This window comes from Verrucosispora sp. NA02020 (assembly GCF_013364215.1).
Taxonomy (GTDB): Bacteria; Actinomycetota; Actinomycetes; order Mycobacteriales; family Micromonosporaceae; genus Micromonospora.
This window is the reverse complement of sequence record NZ_CP054923.1, coordinates 4,509,657-4,529,337: the sequence shown is the minus strand read 5'-3', so window position 1 is coordinate 4,529,337 and position 19,681 is coordinate 4,509,657. Positions and strand designations below refer to the sequence as shown.

General features: G+C 72.2%; 19 protein-coding genes and 1 riboswitch. Of the genes, 9 read left to right on the top strand and 10 right to left on the bottom strand.

Annotation, left to right across the window (positions count from 1 at the left end):
• Positions 1 to 108 precede the first annotated feature (108 nt).
• Positions 109 to 951, top strand: coding sequence for a helix-turn-helix transcriptional regulator (locus HUT12_RS19700; protein ID WP_176094316.1), 843 nt, complete (start codon positions 109 to 111; stop codon positions 949 to 951).
• A gap of 19 nt (positions 952 to 970) precedes the next feature.
• On the opposite strand, the gene HUT12_RS19695 is transcribed toward HUT12_RS19700, so the two are convergent.
• From HUT12_RS19695 to HUT12_RS19670, 6 genes are all read right to left on the bottom strand, one after another.
• Positions 971 to 2,557, bottom strand: a complete 1,587-nt coding sequence (locus HUT12_RS19695; RefSeq protein WP_176094315.1) for a hypothetical protein — start codon at positions 2,555 to 2,557, stop codon at positions 971 to 973.
• Between the two features lie 377 nt (positions 2,558 to 2,934).
• Complete coding sequence (locus HUT12_RS19690) at positions 2,935 to 4,308, bottom strand: histidine decarboxylase (protein WP_176094314.1); 1,374 nt, start codon at positions 4,306 to 4,308, stop codon at positions 2,935 to 2,937.
• Entirely contained in the window at positions 4,305 to 5,060 is a 756-nt protein-coding gene (locus HUT12_RS19685; protein ID WP_254876895.1) for a hypothetical protein, read from the bottom strand. Before HUT12_RS19685 ends, HUT12_RS19690 begins: the two co-directional genes overlap by 4 nt.
• A gap of 12 nt (positions 5,061 to 5,072) precedes the next feature.
• A complete protein-coding gene (locus HUT12_RS19680; RefSeq protein WP_176094313.1) occupies positions 5,073 to 6,545 on the bottom strand; it encodes an APC family permease in 1,473 nt (490 codons plus the stop codon).
• Positions 6,533 to 7,195 (bottom strand): N-acetyltransferase, encoded by a 663-nt coding sequence (locus HUT12_RS19675; RefSeq protein WP_176094312.1) that lies wholly within the window; start codon positions 7,193 to 7,195, stop codon positions 6,533 to 6,535. Before HUT12_RS19675 ends, HUT12_RS19680 begins: the two co-directional genes overlap by 13 nt.
• A gap of 1 nt (position 7,196) precedes the next feature.
• On the bottom strand, positions 7,197 to 8,273 hold the full coding sequence (locus tag HUT12_RS19670) for an FAD-binding oxidoreductase (RefSeq protein WP_254876894.1): 1,077 nt from the start codon (positions 8,271 to 8,273) through the stop codon (positions 7,197 to 7,199).
• A 369-nt stretch (positions 8,274 to 8,642) separates the two neighbouring features.
• On the opposite strand from HUT12_RS19670, the gene HUT12_RS19665 reads away from it, so the two are divergent.
• Complete coding sequence (locus HUT12_RS19665) at positions 8,643 to 9,896, top strand: XRE family transcriptional regulator (protein ID WP_254876893.1); 1,254 nt, start codon at positions 8,643 to 8,645, stop codon at positions 9,894 to 9,896.
• A 206-nt stretch (positions 9,897 to 10,102) separates the two neighbouring features.
• Here the strand turns inward: HUT12_RS19665 and HUT12_RS19660 are convergent, their stop codons facing one another.
• The 3 genes from HUT12_RS19660 to HUT12_RS19650 form a co-directional block, all read right to left on the bottom strand.
• Entirely contained in the window at positions 10,103 to 10,765 is a 663-nt protein-coding gene (locus HUT12_RS19660) for a hypothetical protein (RefSeq protein ID WP_176094310.1), read from the bottom strand.
• Between the two features lie 70 nt (positions 10,766 to 10,835).
• A complete protein-coding gene (locus tag HUT12_RS33230) occupies positions 10,836 to 11,576 on the bottom strand; it encodes a hypothetical protein (RefSeq protein ID WP_176094309.1) in 741 nt (246 codons plus the stop codon).
• The gene (locus HUT12_RS19650; RefSeq protein ID WP_254876892.1) at positions 11,569 to 12,144 is read right to left on the bottom strand and encodes an RNA polymerase sigma factor; all 576 of its coding nucleotides are present in this window, start codon (positions 12,142 to 12,144) and stop codon (positions 11,569 to 11,571) included. Before HUT12_RS19650 ends, HUT12_RS33230 begins: the two co-directional genes overlap by 8 nt.
• A gap of 79 nt (positions 12,145 to 12,223) precedes the next feature.
• Between HUT12_RS19650 and HUT12_RS19645 the strand changes: the two genes are divergently transcribed.
• Positions 12,224 to 13,474, top strand: coding sequence for a hypothetical protein (locus HUT12_RS19645; protein ID WP_254876891.1), 1,251 nt, complete (start codon positions 12,224 to 12,226; stop codon positions 13,472 to 13,474).
• Positions 13,475 to 13,662: 188 nt separating this feature from the next.
• Positions 13,663 to 14,082, top strand: coding sequence for a roadblock/LC7 domain-containing protein (locus HUT12_RS19640; protein WP_131052654.1), 420 nt, complete (start codon positions 13,663 to 13,665; stop codon positions 14,080 to 14,082).
• A 4-nt stretch (positions 14,083 to 14,086) separates the two neighbouring features.
• Here the strand turns inward: HUT12_RS19640 and HUT12_RS19635 are convergent, their stop codons facing one another.
• Positions 14,087 to 14,491, bottom strand: a complete 405-nt coding sequence (locus HUT12_RS19635) for a DUF2267 domain-containing protein (RefSeq protein ID WP_131052653.1) — start codon at positions 14,489 to 14,491, stop codon at positions 14,087 to 14,089.
• A gap of 94 nt (positions 14,492 to 14,585) precedes the next feature.
• Positions 14,586 to 14,791: riboswitch (cobalamin riboswitch) on the top strand.
• Between the two features lie 29 nt (positions 14,792 to 14,820).
• Here HUT12_RS19635 and HUT12_RS19630 point away from each other — a divergent pair.
• Genes HUT12_RS19630 through HUT12_RS19610 form a run of 5 tightly spaced genes read left to right on the top strand, consistent with a single transcriptional unit; the run spans position 14,821 to position 19,576 of the window.
• Positions 14,821 to 15,513, top strand: coding sequence for an energy-coupling factor ABC transporter permease (locus HUT12_RS19630; RefSeq protein WP_131052652.1), 693 nt, complete (start codon positions 14,821 to 14,823; stop codon positions 15,511 to 15,513).
• Entirely contained in the window at positions 15,510 to 15,839 is a 330-nt protein-coding gene (locus tag HUT12_RS19625) for an energy-coupling factor ABC transporter substrate-binding protein (protein WP_131052651.1), read from the top strand. The genes HUT12_RS19630 and HUT12_RS19625 overlap by 4 nt, the downstream gene beginning before the upstream one ends.
• Positions 15,839 to 16,582: a cobalt ECF transporter T component CbiQ gene (cbiQ, locus tag HUT12_RS19620; RefSeq protein ID WP_176094308.1), complete on the top strand. Its 744-nt coding sequence runs from the start codon at positions 15,839 to 15,841 to the stop codon at positions 16,580 to 16,582. The genes HUT12_RS19625 and cbiQ overlap by 1 nt, the downstream gene beginning before the upstream one ends.
• Positions 16,579 to 17,445 carry an energy-coupling factor ABC transporter ATP-binding protein gene (locus tag HUT12_RS19615; protein ID WP_131052649.1) on the top strand — a complete coding sequence of 289 codons (867 nt, stop codon included), beginning with the start codon at positions 16,579 to 16,581 and terminating at the stop codon, positions 17,443 to 17,445. Before cbiQ ends, HUT12_RS19615 begins: the two co-directional genes overlap by 4 nt.
• 31 nt (positions 17,446 to 17,476) lie before the next feature.
• Positions 17,477 to 19,576: an alpha-glucuronidase gene (locus tag HUT12_RS19610; protein ID WP_176094307.1), complete on the top strand. Its 2,100-nt coding sequence runs from the start codon at positions 17,477 to 17,479 to the stop codon at positions 19,574 to 19,576.
• Positions 19,577 to 19,681 lie beyond the last annotated feature (105 nt).

Sequence of the window (19,681 nt, the reverse complement as noted above, 5' to 3'; positions counted from 1 at the left end):
GATCCCCGGATCGCGCGGCCGGGTCAGCGCGGCGAAGGGGGGATCGGCGGGCCGTGGCTACCGGCCGGCGCGGGCGGTAGAAACGAGGCGGCACCGAAGGAGGCACCCATGGCGATCGACCGGACCGGACTGGCGCAGTTCCTGCGGCGGCGTCGCGAGTCGCTGCAACCCGCCGACGTCGGCCTGCCGCGCGGGCAACGCCGCCGCACGAGCGGGCTGCGGCGCGAGGAGGTCGCGGCGCTCTGCCACATGTCGACCGACTACTACTCCCGGCTGGAACGCGAACGCGGCCCGCAACCCTCGGAGCAGATGATCGCCTCCATCGCCCAGGGCCTGCACCTCTCCCTCGACGAGCGCGACCACCTGTTCCGGCTCGCCGGGCACAACCCGCCCGCGCCCAGCGCCGCCGGCACCCACATCAGCCCGGGGCTGCTGCGCATCCTCGACCGCCTCCAGGACACGCCCGCGGAGATCGTCACCGAACTCGGCGAGACGCTCCGACAGAGTGCGCTCGGTGTCGCGCTCACCGGCGACCTGACCCGCTACCAGGGCCCGGCCCGCAGCATCGGCTACCGCTGGTTCACCGACCCGGATACCCGCGCCCGCTACGACCCCCGCGACCACCCGCACCTCACCCGGATGTTCGCCTCCGGACTACGCGAAATCGTCACGCTGCGCGGCCCCGGCTCCCGCGCCGCGTACCTGGCCGACCTGCTCCTGACCCAGAGCGACGAGTTCCGGCAGGTGTGGGAGGACCACGAGGTCGGCATCCGCCCGCACGAGGTGAAACACTTCGTCCACCCCGAGCTCGGCATGCTGGAGCTGACCTGCCAGGCGCTCGTCGACCCGGGGCAGGGCCACTCGCTGCTCGTCTACACCGCAGTCCCCGGCAGCGAGAGCTACGAGAAGCTGCAACTACTGGCCGTCATCGGCACCCAGGCGATGCACTGACCGCCCGACCGTCACCCGGTCACGGGGTGCTGGTCTGCTCCACACCGAGACCGGCCAGCACCGCGCCCCGGTAGACGACGACCGGTTCGCCGGAGCCGTCGCGCCGCGCCACCACCACGGCGTCGAGATCGCTCGGCTGCCCCCGGGGACGGGTCGGACGCAGCGAGAACAACAGATGTCCACCGTCCGGAGTGAGGATCACCCGGTCGACACGCTGGTCGTCGCCGGCACCGGTGGACACCTCGGTCGCACCGCCGGACCCGTCGGTCACCAACACCCGGTCGGCCCGCTCCTCCCCGTCGGAGTCGACCAGCGTGTGCAGCACCGCACCGCCACCGAGGCTCGCAGTGGGCGTGGCTCCCGGCGGGGCGGTGGTCACCGTACCGTCGGGACTGAGGGTGAGCGTCTCGCCGCCCGGCTGGAACATCACCGCCGACACCGTCGACGCGACGGCCGGCGGGGTGTCGGTCTTGCGTACCAGCACCGCCGACGCGGCGGGCGGGTTCGGCTGCGGCGTCGCGGTGGCCTCGGCGAGCCGCACCGACCAGGCGCGCGTGGGTCGCGGCGTCGGCTCGCCGGAGTCCGGCCCGAACGGCACGTCCACCACCAGGGCGGTGTCCCCGGACACGGTCGCGGTCACCGACCCCGTCATCGGCGGCAGGTCCGCCACCGGCGTGACCGCGCCCGTCGAGAGATCGAGCACGGCGAGCCGGCGACTGTCGGAGCGGGTGTCCACCACCAGGGCACGACTCCCGTCCGGCGCGAAGGCGACCTCCCCGACCGGGCTGAGCAGGGTCCGCACCGCACCGTCCGGGGCGACCACACTGACCGTCCGCTGCCGGTCGACCAGGTGCAGCACCGCGAAGCCGCCCTCTGTCATCGCCCCCTGGACGGTCCCGCCGCCGAGCTCGACGGTGGGCCGGGACCGCCCGTTCGAGGTGTCCGCCACGACGAGCCGCCGGGGCCGATCCTTGCTGAGCGCCGCGAGGTAGCGGCCGTCCGCGCTGGCGGCGATCGGGTACGACGGCACCGTCACGGGCGGACTCGCCGCTCCGGTCTTCAGGTCGATCCCCCCGTACCCGGTGCGCGGCCGGTCCTGCCACATCACACCACCCAGCTCGGCGGCCGTGCAGGACGCCTCCACCGACGGCTGCGCGATCGCACCCTCGCCGGTCACCGTGAGGCACCGGGATCCCGTGATCGACAGCCCGGCACCGACGCCGGTGACCTCCCGGGCGTACGTGTGCTCGGGCAACGTGACGTCCCGCAGCCGACCGCCCACGAGCAGCGCGTCCCGCCGGTCCTCCGCCAGCCCTCGCGCGACCGTCGGGAACCGGGGATCACCCAGGGCGAGGTCGACGTGCCGCCGGACCGGCGTCACCCCCGCCACGTCGTCCCCGAACCGGTCCACCGCCAGCAAGCCGACCAGGTCGCTACGTCGCTCGTCCGCCACCGGCACCGCCAACACCGCCGCACCGAGCCCCCGCACCTCGGCCGGCAGGGGCGCCGACCGCACCGGCAACTCCGACTCCGCCCCGTCGGAGCAGCCGGCGACCGTCGCGAGAGCGGCCACCGCGATCAGGGCGGTCCAGCGGGTACGCGTCATCCCGCCATTCTGATCACCCCAGGCAACCGCCGCGACCGCAGGCGCACCCGCGCGAGCTTTGAGGTACGGCGCGTACCGCGCGAGCTTCGAGGTAAGGAAGGGTCCCCTGCTAACGCCTCGTGCATAGCAGGGGACCCCTCCTAACATCCGGATGGCGCGGAGAGCGGCCGATGCCCGGACGGCGCGCAGAGCTGCCGTGCGAATCCGTCGCGCAGGTGTCGAGGTGGCCGGCGGCGCAGGACCACGCTGTCCCTCGCCGCCGGCCACCGACCGGTGCCGTCCCCTCCCTGGAGCGGCAGCCGGCCAGGTGGTCGCCGGGCCCGACGACCACCGCAGAACCCGGGGCGGAAGGCGCGAGCCTGATCCGCCCCGGAAACTCAGCCCGGTGGCACCACCGTCCGCGCCGCCGTACCGGTCCACCCGGCCGGATCACTGCGCCCGGCCGGATCACTGCGTGCCGCCGTCCGGGTCCGTGCTGACGGAGCACTCCGCGCTGCTGGAGCACTCCGCGCTGCTGGAGCACTGCGTGCCGCTGGACCACTCGGCGGTGCCGGACCACTCGGCGGTGCCGGGTCCGGAGCAGTGCGCACTGCCGGGTCTGGTCGCAGGTCGGCGACGAAGGCGTCGATCTGGCCCTTGGTGAGGCCGGGCATGCAGACGATGTGACTGATCGGACCGTCGGTCGCCAGGAGCCACTTGCGGCGTACGGATGCCGGCGGCGTGTCGAGGACGACGGTGAAGGCGTGCGGGTGACGCCAGGCGGGCCAGCCGACTGCGGTGAGCCGGTCGACCGCGTACGCGGCGAGGCGGCGAGCCTCGCTGACCCGCCACCGGTGCCCCTCGCGACCGTGGGTGGCGATGGCGTGCCAGAGCAGGTCGGCGGCCAGGCCGCAGCGGGAACCGGTGACGGTGGTGTCCACGGTGTCGGTGTAGGCGACGGGGGTGCCGGTGCAGCGGAGTCGACCACGGAGGAGGACGACACCACACGGGGTGGGCGTACCGAAGAACTTGTGGCCGCTGATGGCGATGCTGTCGATACCACTGGCCGGGTCGAGGCGGAGTCGACCGTCGAGGGCGAGCGGGATACCGGCGAGGGCGGCGTCGACGTGCAGGTGCCCGCCGGCCGGGTGGGCGGCCAGGACGGCGTGGAGACGGGCCGGGTCGTCCACGGCTTCGGTCATGGTGGTGCCGGCGGTGGCGACCACGATCGCCGGGCGGGTGGGTCGTCGGCGGAGCTGGGCGGCGAGCTGCTCGTGGTCGATCTCGCCGTCCGGACGGGCGGGTACTGCGAGACGTCGGGCACCGAGGATGTCGAGGATCTTGGGGATGGAGTAGTGGGCGGCGGTCGAGTGGTAGACGACCGCGCGGGGATGACGGCGTTGGGCGGCGTGCAGGGCGGCCAGGTTGCCTTCGGTGCCGCCGGTGGTGACGTACCCCCATCGGTCGGCGGCGGGCATGGCCAGCAGGTCGGCGACCCAGGCCACGACGGCCCGTTCCATGGCCTTGGTGTGGGCGGCGCCGCCCGGGTCGGTGGCCGGGTCGCCGATGTTGTTCCACAGCCGCCGGCCGAGCCGCGCCATCACCTCACCGTGGTCGAGGTCGACCGCGCCGGGAAAACCGATGCTCGTCGACGCGGCGGCGTCGGCCCGGTCGACCAGATGACGGAGTACGGCCGCCACGTCGATCCGGTCGCGTCCCAGGTCGACCAGGTCGGCGTCCACGACGGACGGCAGCGTCGGGGTGTCGGTCACGGGCGTTCCCGGGGGAGCAGGTGAGCGGCGAGAACGGTGTGCAGCGACCCGAGGGCCCGCCACACCTCGCGGGTGTGCTGGTCGCCCTGCTCGGTGAGGTCGTGGTGCGGGTTGTAGTGGATGATCCGGTCGGGGTCGAGGGTCCGGGTACAGCGGATGCCGTCGACACCGAGACGGGCGTGCGGGTTACGGTCGACGTGCAGGGCGGTGCCGTCGGTCAGCAGCGCGTAGCACTGGCCCTTGAGGTCGAACGCGGACAGTCGCCGACCGCCGGGCGGCGCGTCGCGCAGGGTCCGGGCGACCTGGTGCCAGCGGCCCTGGTCGGTGTCGAGGGTGGTGACTCCGACGCCGACGTAGACGGCACCGACCGGTGGGCTCATGTCACCGCCGTTGACCATCGACCGGTGCGGCCCGAGGGGATGCCACCGGTCGCCGGTGGCGGTGCAGCGGGCCACGTTCTCGGCCGCGATGTCGGCCAGCTCACCGAGGAGCCGGGGCAGGTCGTCGGCCTCGGGCGAGGCCAACCACAGCCGGTACGCGGTGTGCAGCCGATAGCCGTGCGGCTCGGTGGGTGCGGCGGAGACGAAGAACAGCATCACCCCGTGCGGGCCGAGCGCGTCCCGTCGCCCGTAGCGCTGGTCCGCCTCGACGAGGTGGCCCACGTTGAGCCGTTTCGTCCGGAAGACGATCTGCCGGCGCAGGTCGGCCCAGCGTCGGGCCTCCGGTGACACGGTCGTGGCATGTGTGGTCATCGACTGCCCCGTTCAGATCGCCACGTCGACTGAGTCGGGCACGGCGTTGGTCCGCGGCGTGCCGCGACCGATGCCGGCGTACACGTCGGGGCGGCGGGCACGAAGGTGCCGGGCCCACAGCCCGCCACCGACCGCCGCGCCGAGAAGAATCAGCGGCAGCAGGTACGGGTACGGCGAGCCGGGTGCGGCACCGAGCAGCGATCCGACGTTGCCGACCATCGCGGCCAGCAGCGCCGACCCGGCGAACACCCCCAGGGTGGGGGCGATCCGCCACTCCCCGCGTCCCGGCCGGGGACCGCGTACGGCGGCGGGGGCGGTCGTCGCGGCCACCGACGCGATCAGCAGCAGGCCGAGCAGCCCCATCGCGCCCAGCGTGGACAACCAGGTGAACATGATCGCGAGCGGGTCGGCGCCGTGCAGCGCGAACGCGGCCACCACGACCGCCGCCACGGTGCTCTGGGCCAGCGAACCACCGCGCGGCGCGCTGATCCGGGTCCCGGTGCCGGAGTGCGCGAGGCGGGCGGGCAGCACCTGCTCGCGGGCCATCGCGAAGACGTACCGGGCGACCACGCTGTGGAAGGCCAGCATCGAGGTGAGGATCGCGAGCACCAGCAGCACCTCCGCCACCGGCGGCCACCCGCCGCCGGCCCGCGCCAGCACCGCGAACGGCAGCCCGGCCGCCGGGTCGGCGGCCAGCGCGGCGACCTCGCCGGGACCGACCGCGACCCCCATCGCCCAGGCGGCGAGCGTGTAGACGGCACCGAGGACGACCACCGCGCCGACGGTGACCCGACCCAGCGACTGACGGTCGGTGGTCTCCTCGACCAGCGAACCGGGGGCGTCGACGCCGGTGAACGCGGCCACGCAGAACGCGACCGCACCGCCGACACCGCTGACCGCCAACCCCGACGCGTCGAAACCCGCCCAGGACAGCGTGCCGCCGGAAGGGCGTGCCACGGCGGCCAGCACGAACACCGCGACCACCAGCAGCGACGCGGCCAGCACCGCGACCAGGAACCGGGTGGACAGCACGATGGCGCGCACCCCGAGCACGCCGACGACGGCCAGCGCGAGGCCCGCCCACACCCACCACGCGCCGCCGAGCCGCGCGGCCACCGTCGCACCGAACAGCCCGTACAGGCTGATCTGGATGGCGTTGTAGGCGACCAGCGCGACCAGACCGGCGGCGACACCCGCGCCACGACCCAGCCCGTGTGCGGCGATGCCGTAGTGGGCGGCCGGGTGCCCGACCTGCCGGGCCATCGCGGTGTAACCGACCGCGAGCAGCGCCACCGCCCCGGCCACCAGCAGGAACGTCAACGGCAGCGCCACCACGCCGGTGGTCGCGTAGGTGGCGGGCACACCACCGACGAGCACCACCAGCGGTGCCGAGGCGGCGGCCCCGAACACCCACGACCCGAAGGGCGTGAGGGTACGGCGGGCGAGCGCCACCGGCACGTGCGCGGAGCCGGTCAGGGTCGGCATGGCAGATCCTCCTGGGAGTGTCGGGGAGCCGGGACGCGGTGCACGCGTACCCGGCGGGGCAGAACGCTGTCGAGGTCGGGCGCGGCCCGCCACAGCCGCCACAGCACCGGACCGCCGCCGTCGAGCCGGACCGGCGTGCGTGGTGCGTAGCCGAGTCGCGCGAGCAGGCCGGTCCGGGGCCGGTCGGTCACGATGTCGGCGTACGACGGCAGGGCGTGCGGGTCGATCAGCCGGTGGCGGGCGGCGAGCAGTGCCTGCCCGGCGTGCTCGTCCCCGGCCAGATGGGCGAGCCGGTGGTGCGGTCGGTGCGGGTGCACCGCGTCGGTGCGCGCGTGCAGCAGCACGAACCGGCCCGCGTCGCGCCCGAGCACCCGGTGCAGGCCGAACGGTGCCGCCGCAGCCGGCGCGGGCGGCCCGAGCCGGGGATACCAGATCGCCACGGCGGCGCGGTCCCCGCTGGTCTCGACCTGGCCGTGGGCCAGGCCGTGCGCCACCACGAACCGGGCGTACGCGGCCAGCAGCGCCCGCCGCCGGACCGGGTCCGGCACCAGCCAGGACGCCAACCGCCCGCTCGCCAGATCAGCGGTGAGCAGCCCGGTCAACGCGGGCAGATCGGCGGCGTTGGCCCGGCGAATTATGAGTCGTCGCACGTCACGCCTCCGCCGGACGGTCGACGGCACACTGGTCCCGCTGCCGCCCCGGCCGCCGTCCCCACCGCGCCGAGTCCCCGCCCCGCCCGAACGTGACCGCCAGGTGCAGATCGGCGGTGGCGATGCCGGAGCCGCACAGCCGGGACCGGGCCGCCTCGATCAACGCCGGAGGCCCGCAGACGTACACCGCCTGCCCTGGCCGATGGTGACGCCGGGCGACCGTGACCAGGTCACCCCGGGCGGCCGGAGCCACCGCCGGATCGTCGGAGAACGCGGGCACCACGGTCAGCCAGTCGCGATGGGCCCGCTGGAGCAGGTCCAGGGTGGACGCGTCGTACAGGTCGAACAGGGTGCGCGCGCCCACCACCAACGTGACCCGCCGCCGGCCGGGGGCCGTGGCGACCTGCTCCACCATCGCCCGCAACGGCGCCAGCCCGGTCCCACCGGCCGCCAGCAGCAGATCCGCGCCGCCGGACGCCTCCAGCGACAACCCCACGTCGACCGCCGGCCCCAGCCAGAGCGTGTCGCCCGGCCGGACCTGCGTCGCCAGCAGCGGCGACAGCGTCCCCGCCGAGACACGGCGCACATGGAACTCCAGCGTCCCGTCCGGACGCGGCGCGTTCGCCGGGGAGTACCACCGCCACACACCCGGCAGCCGGGGCGTACCCACCGGCACCGCCTGCCCCGGCCGGAACCGCAACCGCCGCACCGGCCGGACCGTCAACACCGTCACCCCGGCGACCGGCTCAACCCGCGACTCGACCTCACCGACCATCACCTGCGGCCCGTCGCCGACCGCCCCCGCCACCCGCTCCACCAGCCGCAACGCCCGCCGGCACCCGCGCTCCCAGCGCCCCGCCGTCCCCGCGTCCCAGGCCGTACCCGAGAACCGGCCCACCGTGTCCACCAACGCCGCGCTGATCGCGGTGTCGTGATAGGCGTGCAGCCCGAACCGCTGGTACATCCGCCCCAACACGGCCAGCGCCGCCCGCCGCCCCGCCGGATCGTCCCGCCCCGCGATCACCTGTCCGAGCGTGGTGAAGAACATCGACGCGTACAGGTGCGGCAGAAACCGCACACTCCGATCCTCCATGAACGCCCAAAAATGATCACTGGCCCGCTCATGCACCCCACGAACGGCTACCCACGACGACCTCGGATCAGCCATTCGTCCGGCCGCTCATCGTCGAGCAAACGTGAGTGGCGTCCACCAGTGGCGTGAATACGTCAGCACCAAGCACATTCATGTCAGGTCTCCGTCGAACGGCCGATGGCGTCACGATGAGCGCCCGAACTCGGCGCGGTCGTGCCTGTCGCACCTGCCCGTCAGGGCTCGGCACCGCCGATGTCTACGTTTTCGTGGATTCGCACCCAACTACAGATGTCACTGCGGTGACACGGCCCCGTCCCCTCGTTGCCACCGCTGGATAGAGCGATAATGGATGGCATGGCAGAAGTTCTGGACGCTTCCGAGGACCGGCCGGTCTGGGCCTCCCGACTACGCGCTGAACGCGCGGCGCGGGGCTGGTCCCAGGCGGATGCGATCCGGGCGCTTCGTGCCCACTCAAGAGAGCGGCTCCCCACGGACAGCACCTTGCTGCGCAACTGGAAGCGCTGGGAAGCCGGCGGAACGGAGCCGGACCCGTTCTACAAGACGCTCATAGCCAAGACCTTCGGCACCGTTACCGCCGCGTTCTTTCCTCCCCAGACCTCGCACGATGCAGATCGGGCACTGTTCGCCGGGACCGGGATGGAGACACTGGAGATCCTGGCGAGAGTCCGTGCGTCCGACGTTTCGCCGTCGACCCTGGATGCTCTGACAGTCACCGCCGACCGTCTCTGCTGCGAGTACCCGTACATACCCTCGGAGCAGCTCCACACCGAGGGCCAGGCATGGCTGCGGCGCCTCACATCCATGATGGATCGCCGACTCACGCTCTCTCAGCACCGGGAGGTTCTGACCCTCGCCGGATGGGTCGCCCTCCTGGTCGGCTGCCTTGAGTACGACATGGGCGACCGTAGAACCGCAGAGGGTACCCGTAGAGCGGCGCTTTCACTTGGTGAAGAGGCTGGCAACAGTGCCGTCGTCGCCTGGACGCACGAGATGCGTGCCTGGTTCGCGCTGACGCAGGGCGACTACCGAGGTGCCATCGCTGCCGCTGAGGCGGGCGAGGAAATGGCAACGAGCGATGGTGCTGCGGTCCAACTCGCGGCACAGCGTGCCAAAGCCTGGGCGCGTTTGGGCGACAGACGACAGGTCGAAACCGCCCTTGACCAAGGTCGCCGCCTCCTGGAGTCCCTCCCGTACCCGGCGGACGTCGACCACCACTTCATGGTCGACCCCGCCAAGTTCGACTTCTACGCCATGGACTGCTACCGCATCGTCGGTGAAAACCGCCTGGCCAACATGTACGCCCAGGAGGTCATCAGCTCATCGACCGACCCGCACGGCATCCCTCGCAAGCCCATGCGAATTGCGGAAGCGTGGGTGACATTGGGTGTCACAGCGGCCAGGGACGGAGATGTCGAAGCAGCGGTGTCCCATGGACGCCAAGCCCTCGAAGGCGACCGAAAGTCGCTGCCATCCCTCTTGATGTGCTCGCGCGAACTGGCGGATACGCTGGCCAGCCACTATCCGGATAAGGGTGAGGTCGCCTCGTACCTGGATGAAGTGCGCGCTCTGACCATGGCAAGCCGATAGCCGAGGGGAGAACGGCTGAGTTCTCTCAGATCAAACGACACAGGTGGACACGGAAAGTAGCCACCAGTTCTGCCGGTTGCCCAGGCTTCAAGATCGCGTGCTGAGGTGGGGTCCTGTTCCGCTCCGCGTGCGCAGGGAACAGGCTCAGGTGGCAGACGAACTGGTGGGCTTCGTCGGATCATCCCAGCGTGCGCGGGGAGCAGAACTCAGGGCCTGCTCAGGTTGACGTACCACAGGTACGCGGCGACGAACGACATCAGGCTCACCGTGAGAACGAGAGAAGCGACGATCGCGATGGTCGGGACTCGCGGATCGTGGAACAACATGACGAACGCGTACACCTGGAATGCCGCGAGGGCGGTGATACCCGCCCAGGAGTCAGTCGTTCGCATCACCTGATGCAGGCGGTCCACTGCCGGATGCTCATCGACGTCGAGTCGGACCGGGCTGGCATGGGTCGACATCGGCCCGTTCCACGGGCTGAGCAGAGGTAGCAGCCCGGACGCCCGCCAGCTCGGCAATTGCTGACCGGCAGCCTCGTGGAAGACGCGTCGGTAGAAGAGGGATAGCCGTAGGGCGGTGACCGCGCGGAGCACCATGAGCATCATGGCGACCGGGATGACGAGTCGCATCGGGGAGATGTCATGGATCTTCATCCCCAGCAGTTCGGCTTCCAGGAGCGTGCTGTGCGTGAGGACGACGAATGCGGCGGCGAGAGCGAGCCCTCGGGTCACCGCCCGGCTGGCCGCTCGTCCCTGTTCCTCCTGCACCTGTAGGAGGCGCGCCAGGAAGAAACGGACGTCGTCCTTGTCGACGTCGTCGCCCTCCAGAAGCCGCGCCGCCCGCTGCCCGACCGTCAGCTCGTCCACGACCGTGAACGGTATCGAGGCCCGGCAATGCGACCGTGATCTGGAGGCGGCTACGTGGCGTTGATTCGCGCTATCCGAGCGACGATGCGATCTCGACCGCTTCGTTCACCGTCAGCTCGCCTTCGAGGCGGTAGGTCACTCTGCCCTGCTCCCAGATCAGCGTCGCGGCGGCCAGCCGGGCGCTCTCCTCCCGCACCACCCCGTCCCGATCCACGTACGAGATCGGGTGCGGGCCGGGAATCCACGCCGCCTGTCGTCCGCTGACCTCCGTCCACTGCGCCCCGGATCCGCCGGCCTGTTTGAGGAAGACGCCGTCGAGCTGCCCGTCGAAGGCGTCCAGCCGAATCTGACCGCCCCGGTAGAGCAGCGTCGCCACCCGGTGTCCCCCCGCGCCGTCCGGGTCGGCCACCAGCACCCGGTCGGGCGGGCCGAGCGCGGCCGGTACCCGGACCGGGAACCGCACCAGCCGGTGCGCCTCGCCCAGATCGGTCGGGCGTTGCGCGGGCAGCGGCGACGGGGAAGCCGTCGGTGGCGGCGGGGCGGGTGCGGTGCTGATCGTGATGCCGGCGAAGCGCAGCAGTCCGGCCACCGCGTCGGCCAGCGCGGCCCGTCCGGGCGGCAGGGCGATCACCAGGAGGGCGGCGAGAAGCGCGGCCACCGCGTACCGCCATCGACGACGGCGTCCCTCGATGGTCCGCGAGGATCGGGCGGGGGCGGCCAGCCGGGCGCGGACCCGGGCGGTGACGTCCGGCGGCTCGGGGGTCTCCAGCCAGGCGGACAGCTCGCGCAGCTCCCGTTCGAGGTCAGCCACGGCTCAGCTCCTCGACGTCGAGCAGGCCACGCAGCTTCACCAGGGCGCGGGACGTCCGCGACTTCACCGTGCCGCGTGCCCAGCCGAGCATGGCGACCGTCTCGTCCTCGGACAGGTCGAGGAAGTAGCGGCAGACGATCACCTCGCGGTCGCGCTCCGGCAACGACCGCAGAGCCTGGACCAGGGTGGCTCGCCGTTCCCCGGCGAGGGCGGCGTCGACGGCCCCGTCCTCGGCGGCCTCCGAGTACGGTGCCGCCCGGGCGGCCCGCAGCACCAGACCGGTACGCCGGTCGCGTGACCGGTGCAGGTTGCGTGTCTCGTTCGCCACGATCGCCAGCAGCCACGATCGGAACGAGGCGTCGCCGCGATAGCGGGACAGTTTCCGGTAGCCCTTCACGAACGCCTCCTGGACCATGTCCTCCGCGTCAGCTCCCGCGCCGAGCAGGATCGCCGTCCGGTACGCGGACGCGGTGTGCCGGGCGACCAGGAGTTCGTACGCCTCCAGGTCACCTGCCTGCGCGCGGGTGACGAGTTCCTCGTCGTCCAGGGGAACCTCCGGTGGGATCACTGTCCTGACACCGGTCGCGGCGTTCAGGTTCCACTCTCCGCCGACGGAACCGGAATCGGCGTGACGGTGTCATCCGGGCATGATGGCGACGAGGACGACCACCCGCCGTACCCTGTTGTCCGCGCTGGTGGGCGCGGGTGCCGCGACGCTGGTCGGGTGTGATCCGACCGGGTCACCGGTGGCAGGCGTGCCGCCGGATCCGCTGCTCGTGGACCTGGCCGACGGACTCGGCCTGCTCCGTGGTGCCGAACGGCAGGTGGTCCCGCACGCCGTCGCCACCGCCGAGGGGCGGTCGGTGTACGCGAGCACGCCGGAGGGTGCCGACACCGCGTTCTGGCGGATCGAGACCGCCACCGGTGTCGCCTCCGCCCGGGTGCGGCTGCCCGGCCGCTGGGTGCCGCAGACGGTCTCCGCCGACGGCACGTGGGTGGCACTGACCACCGAGGCGGTGAGCGTCACCGCAGCGTCTCCGGCCGGGCGGGACGCCACGCCGGTGCTGATCGCCGACGCGGGTGGGGTGCGGCACCGGCGGCGACTGCCGGGCAACGTCGTCCCGGAGGCGTTCACCCACGACCACACCGGCCTCTTCGTGCTGGAGTGGCTGCCGCCGCAGACGCCGGACCGGTACCGGGTTCGGGTGGTCGACCTCGCCACCGGTGTGGCCGGCCCGTTGCAGACCCGCCTCAAGCAGGCGATCCCGGCGGGCGCGGAGGAGGAGATGCGCGGTGACGGGCGTCAGGCGGTACTCGCCCCGGACCGTCGCGTCCTGTACACGCTCTACACCCATCAGCCCGAGCATCGGCACACCCGGGACCGCATCAGTGGACGGCCGGGGAGCGACGTCCACGCTTTCGTGCACACGCTGCACCTGCACGAGCGGTGGGCCTACTGCGTGGATCTGCCGCACCCGTTCGGGGAGGGCACAGCCGACGGGCACGCCATGGCGATCGCCCCGGACGGTTCCCGGCTGTACGTCGCCGACCTGACCTCCGGGACCGTCGCCGAGATCTCCACCGAGGAACTGACGGTACGCCGCACCGCCGTCGTGCCCGGGGCGTCCGGCCCGGCGTACGCGACGGCGGACGACGAAAGACTGTTCCTCGGCGGGGCCGGTGTGCTGCGTACGGTGGATGCGGTCGGTCTGCGGGTCGTCGCCGAACGACCGGTCGACGCCCCCGTCACCGGTCTCGTCCTCGGCCCCGACGGTGGCCGTCTCTATGTGGGTGGGCCGTCGGCGGTGCGGTGGCTCGACCCGACCAGCGGTGCCGAACTGGGTCGTGTCGCCGTGCCCGGCCTGGTGGGGTTGCGGTGGCCGGTGCCGTCGTCCTGAGCGGGTGTCACCGTCGGTCAGAAGAGGGATTCCCGGTGTGACCGGGACGTCCGACCCGTCCGATTAGGGTGACCAGCGTCGTCGTACGTTAGGGGGATCAGAGAACAGGATCGGGCCACCAGTGGGCTCCTGAGGCCGCGTCTTCTCTGGTACGAACGTAGGAGTTTCGACGAGAGGACAGCGCCCTTATGACCCATGCCCTGGTCACCGCCGAGAACCTCAACGACGCGCTCGACGACATCGTGGATCGGGTGCCCGGCGCCAAGTTCGCGGTGGTGCTCTCCCCGGACGGCATCATGCTGGGGGCCTCGCGGGGCATCGACGAGGAGATCGCCGAGGAACTGTCCAGTGTGGTCTGTGGGCTCCAGGCGCTCGGTCTGGCCGCCGCCCGATTGTGCGGTGAGGGTGAGCTGCACCAGGTGGTGGTGCAGATGTCGCGGGCGTTCCTGTTCCACGCCACCACCGGCAACGGGGCGATCCTCACCGTCGGTATCGACGGCTCGGCGGAGGTGGGGGACATGGCGTACGAGGTCGCCCTCTTCTGTGCCAGGGCCGGGCACCACCTGCCGGTGTACGTGGAGCCGGCGCCCCACCTGACCGGGCGGTGACCCGCTAGCCGCGGTCGCGCTGCGCGTCGTACGACGGCGCCGGGTTGGCCACCTGCCACAGTTCGGCCGGCAGGTTCGCGATGACGTCGTCGTGGTCGGCGGGGGCGACGTCACCTCGAATGGTGTCCAGGACCGCCCGGATGCCGGCCTCGGCCAGGTCGGGATCGACGTCGGCACGGCCGCCGACGCGGTCGACGAACACGTCGAGCCCGAAGCGTTCGGCGGTCTCGCTGGGCGCGAACGTGTACGCCCGCAGCCCTTCCGGGAGTCGGTCGGCCAGGTCCCGTGCCTCGCCGCCGTCGATCCGCTCGGCGAGCGTGGTCAGGGTGGCGCGCGCGATGGCGGTCGCCTGCTCCGTCGACGCGCCGGTGCGGTGCGCCACGGAGTCGATGAACTCGTTCTCGTCCAACCGGTCGGCCCCTTCTCGCAACGGATCTGGCGTCTACCCGTGAATCGTCGTGACAAACGGCACTCTTCACCCGCGTACGGTCGCGGTGGCATCGACGAGTCTTGTGCGTCGGTGTGCGGAACGGATAACGTCGCGCCGTCGCGGTAACGGGAAGCCGGTGTGATACCGGCGCGGCCCTCGCCACTGTGACCGGGGAGTTCACTCCGACTTGTACGCCACTGGGTCCGTGGAGGACCTGGGAAGGCCGGAGTACGCGACGATCCGGGAGCCAGGAGACCGACCCCGACATGTGATCTCGTCCACGAGGTGTTGGAAGGGGAGGTCGACTCATGCACATCGCTGAGGGCTACCTACCACCGGTGCAGGCGGCGGCATGGTTCGCGGTCTCGACACCGTTCGTCATCCACGGTGCGCGCAACCTGGTCCAGCAGGTCCGCGCGAACCCCGACGCGAAGCTGTTGCTCGGCGCGGCCGGGGCGTTCACCTTCGTCCTGTCGGCGCTGAAGATCCCTTCGGTGACCGGCTCCTGTTCCCATCCGACGGGTGTGGGTCTCGGCGCGATCCTGTTCCGGGCACCGGTGATGAGTGTGCTCGGCACGATCGTGTTGCTGTTCCAGGCGCTCCTCCTGGCGCACGGCGGGTTGAGCACGCTCGGCGCGAACGTCTTCTCGATGGCCATCGTCGGTCCCTGGGTGGCCTTCGGCGTGTACGCGCTGATCCGCCGGTTCGGTGGCGGCCTCGGCATCTCGGTGTTCTTCGCCGCTGCCCTGGCCGACCTGGCGACGTACTGCGTGACCAGCGCGCAGCTCGCGCTGGCCTTCCCGGACCCGGATTCGGGCTTCGTCGGCGCGCTGGCCAAGTTCGGGTCCATCTTCGCGGTCACCCAGATCCCGCTGGCGATCAGCGAGGGGCTGCTCACGGTCCTGGTGGTCCGGCTGCTGGTCCGGGTGAGCCCGCAGGAACTCCGCCGGCTCGGCATCCTGCGCCGTCCGGCCCCGACGACCCAGGGAGCGGTGGCGTGAAGTCGTTCGGCCGGACCAACCTGTTGTTGCTGCTCGCCGTGGTGGCGTTGGCGGTGGCGCCGCTGGTGCTGGGGCTCGGCAGCGGCGAGGAGCCGTTCGCCGGTGCCGACGCCCTCGCCGAGGAGGCGATCGTCAACGACCATCCCGACTACGAGCCGTGGTTCAGTTCGATCTACGAACCGCCGTCGGGTGAGATCGAGTCGGCGTTGTTCGCGCTTCAGGCCGCCCTCGGTGCCGGGTTCCTCGGCTATTACTTCGGGGTGGCCCGGACCCGGCAGCGGCTGCGTGGCGAGCAGTCCGCGACCGGGGAGAAGACCACCGACTAGTGCTCGCGTTGGACGTGGCGGCGTACGCCAGCCCCTGGCGACGCCGCCACCCGGTGGAGAAGGCCCTGTTGGCTCTGGGGCTGTTGGGCTGCGCCCTGCTCCTGCCGCCGTGGCCGGGCGCCCTGGTGGTGGGCCTGACCGCAGCGGTGGCGTTGCTCGGGCCGGCGGCGCTGCCGCCGCGTCTGCTGGTGCGGGTGGCCCGGACGCCGTTGCTGTTCATCCTGACCGGCTCGGTGCCGATGCTGGTGGCGGTCTCCGGTCCGACGCAGGTCCGGTGGGCGCCGGAGGGGCTCGCGACGGCCGCCACGACCGCCGGTCGGGCCTGCGCCGCGCTGCTCTGCCTGTTGCTCTTCGCCGCCACCACGCCGCTGGCCGACGTGCTGCCCCGGCTCCAGCGTCTCGGGGTGCCCAGCGCGGTCACCGAGGTGGCCGCGCTGATCTATCGGATGCTGTTCCTGCTGCTGGAGAGTGTGCACGCGGTGCGGCAGGCCCAGGCGGCCCGGCTGGGTTACCGGACCTGGGCCAGCACCTACCGGTCGCTGGCCGGGCAGGCCGGCGCGGTCTTCGTCCGTGCGTTCTCGCTGGCCCGGCGCTGGGAGGAGGGGTTGGCGCTGCGCGGTTACACCGGCTCGTTGGCGGTACGCACCGAGGTCCGCCAGCCGTCGGCGGCGTTCCTGGTCGTCACCGTGCTGCTGCTGGCGGCGGTGGTGCTGGCCACCCGGATGCTGGTGGTGCTCGGGTGAGCGGCGATCCGCCGCTGTTGGAGCTGCGCGGGGTCAGTTTCGGGTACGAGGCGGAGCGTCCGGTACTGACCGGCGCCGACCTGTCGGTGCCGGCCGGGCGGCGGATGGCCGTGCTGGGGCCCAACGGCGGTGGCAAGACGACCCTGTTCCGGCTGATGGTCGGATCGCTGGCCGCCGACGCCGGCACGGTGCTGGTCGGCGGGGTGCCGCTGCGCCGGACCCGGGCGGGGCTGCTGGACGTCCGTCAGCAGGTGCAGCTGGTGCTCCAGGACCCCGACGACCAGTTGTTCGCCGCGACCGTCTTCCAGGACGTCTCGTTCGGGCCGGTCAACCTCGGTCTGGACGACGCGCAGGTGCGGCAGCGGTGTACCGAGGCGCTGGCCGCGTTGGAGATCGGCGACCTCGCCGACCGTCCCACCCACCTGCTCTCGTACGGCCAGCGTAAGCGGGTGGCGATCGCCGGGGCGGTGGCGTTGCGGCCCCGGGTGCTGATCCTGGACGAGCCGACCGCCGGACTCGACCCGTCGGGGGTGGAGGCGTTGCTGCGCACGCTCGACGCCCTGCACCGGGCCGGCACCACGCTGCTGCTCGCCACGCACGACGTGGACCTGGCGTACCGGTGGGCCGACGAACGGGTGCTGGTGGCGGGTGGCCGGATCCGGCAGGGGGTGTCCGGCGCCGAGTTGGGCGGCGGGGACCTGCTCGACGGTGCCGCGTTGACTCCGGCGTGGGCACCGGTGGTGCATCGGCTGCTGGACCGCGTGCCCGGCCTGGCCGGGGCCCGTCCGCGTACCCCGGGGGAGTTGGCGCGGCTCCTGGAGACTCCGGTCGGTACCGCCCGAAAGGTTCCGGAAGGACCTTGACGCATCGATCGACTTAGTTACGATCTGCGTAATGCGACGGATTTGCCCGGAGCGCGACACCGGCTCCGACCCGACCGACGTCCACCCCGCCTGGCTGCCGCCGGCCGCGTTCCGCGCCGTCGGTTCCCGGCACACCCTCGTCCACGGTGACGGCCTGCTCGTCGACACCGTGTGGCACGAGGTCCGGACCGCCTGCGCCACCCACGGCGGCACGGTCCGCCGGTCCGCCGACGGCCCACCCGCCCACCTCGTCCTCACCCTGACCGACCACCATGCATCCACAGTGGACGGCGACGGGACGCAGGGCGTCCTCGACGCCGCGCGGGCCGACCTGGACGCCGCCGGTGGCGGTCCGCTCGGTCCCGAGGGATACGCGGTCGTCCGCCACGGCGAGGTCACGGTGGTGCTGGCCGACGCACCGGCGGGCCTGCTCCACGGGCTGTTCCACGTGGTCCGGCTCGGGGAGTCGGCGTTCGGCGCACCGCATCCGGCGCGGGCGTACCGGCCGGTGATGCGGCGACGGATGCTGAACCACTGGGACAACGTCGACGTGCATCCGGTGATGGGCCAGGTCGAACGCGGGTACGCCGGCGGGTCGATCCTCTGGCGTGCCGGCCGGGCACATCCGGACCGGGCGCGGGTGCGGGCGTACGCGCGGTTGCTGGCGGCGTGCGGGATCAACGCGGTGTCGGTGAACAACGTCAACGTGCACGCCACCGAGGCGCGGCTGCTCACCGACCGGCTCGACGACGTCGCCGAGATCGCCGAGGACCTGCGTCCGTACGGCATCCGGGTGCACCTGTCGGTGAACTTCGCCGCGCCGGTGATGGTCGGTGGGCTGCCCACCGCCGACCCGCTCGACGAGACGGTGCGTGCCTGGTGGGCCGGGACCACCGCCCGGGTCTACGCCCGCATCCCGGACTTCGGCGGATACCTCGTGAAGGCCGACTCGGAGGGACAGCCCGGCCCGTTCAGCTACGGCCGCGACCACGCCGACGGGGCGAACCTGCTGGCCGAGGCGCTGGCACCGTACGGGGGCGTGGTGCACTGGCGGGCCTTCGTCTACAACCACCGGCAGGACTGGCGGGACCGCTCCACCGACCGGGCCCGCGCCGCCGGTGACCACTTCGCCCCGCTCGACGGTCGCTTCCGGGACAACGTGATCGTGCAGGTCAAGCACGGTCCGCTGGACTTCCAGACCCGGGAGCCGGTGTCACCGGTGATCACGGCGATGCCGGACACCCGGTTGGCGGTGGAGTTCCAGGTGACCCAGGAGTACACCGGGCAGCAGCGGCACGTCTGCTATCTGGCGCCCTGGTGGCACGAGGTGCTGCGGTTCACGCCGTGGGGCGAGGACGGGCCGACGGTCGCCGACGTGGCCGCCGACGGGGGCGGGCTGGCCGCCGTCTCCAACGTGGGCGACGACCCGTTCTGGACCGGTCACCCACTGGCCCAGGCCAACCTGTACGCCTACGGCCGGCTCGCCTGGGACCCGCGTCTGCGCCCGGAGGACGTGCTCGACGAGTGGATCGACCTGACCTTCGATCCGGCGGCCAGCGCCGATCCCGAGCTGCTGCGGCGGACGCTGCACGGGGTCATGGACGACTCGTGGCGCACCTACGAGCGGTACACCGCCCCGCTGGGGGTGGGTTTCATGGTGCGCCCCGGGCGTCACTACGGCCCGGACGTCGACGGGTACGAGTACACGAGCTGGGGCACCTACCACTTCGCCGACCGGGACGGGGTGGGCGTGGACCGCACCCGGGCCACCGGCACCGGCTTCACCGGCCAGTACCCGCCACCCTGGTCGCAGGTGTACGAGTCGGTGGAGCAGTGCCCCGACGAGCTGCTGCTCTTCTTCCACCACGTGCGCTACGACCACGTGCTGCACAGCGGCAGCACCGTCGTACAGCACATCTATGACACGCACTTCGCCGGGGTGGCGGAGGTGGCGGCGATGAGCGACCGCTGGGCGGCGCTGGACGGGCTGGTCGACCCGGTCGTGTACGCCCGGGTGGACGAGCGCCTGACGGAGCAGCGGCGCAGCGCCCAGGAGTGGTGCGATCAGATCAACGCGTACTTCCATCGCAAGTCCGGAGTGCCGGACACGTACGGTCGTCCGCTGTTCTGAGGCCGCGCGGACGTCGGTGGGTCGCACGGGGGTTGACCGACTCCGGTAGCGTGTCGGCGGTCTGGCTGGGGGAGGTCCCCCAGAGTTTGTCAAGGGAATGGGGCT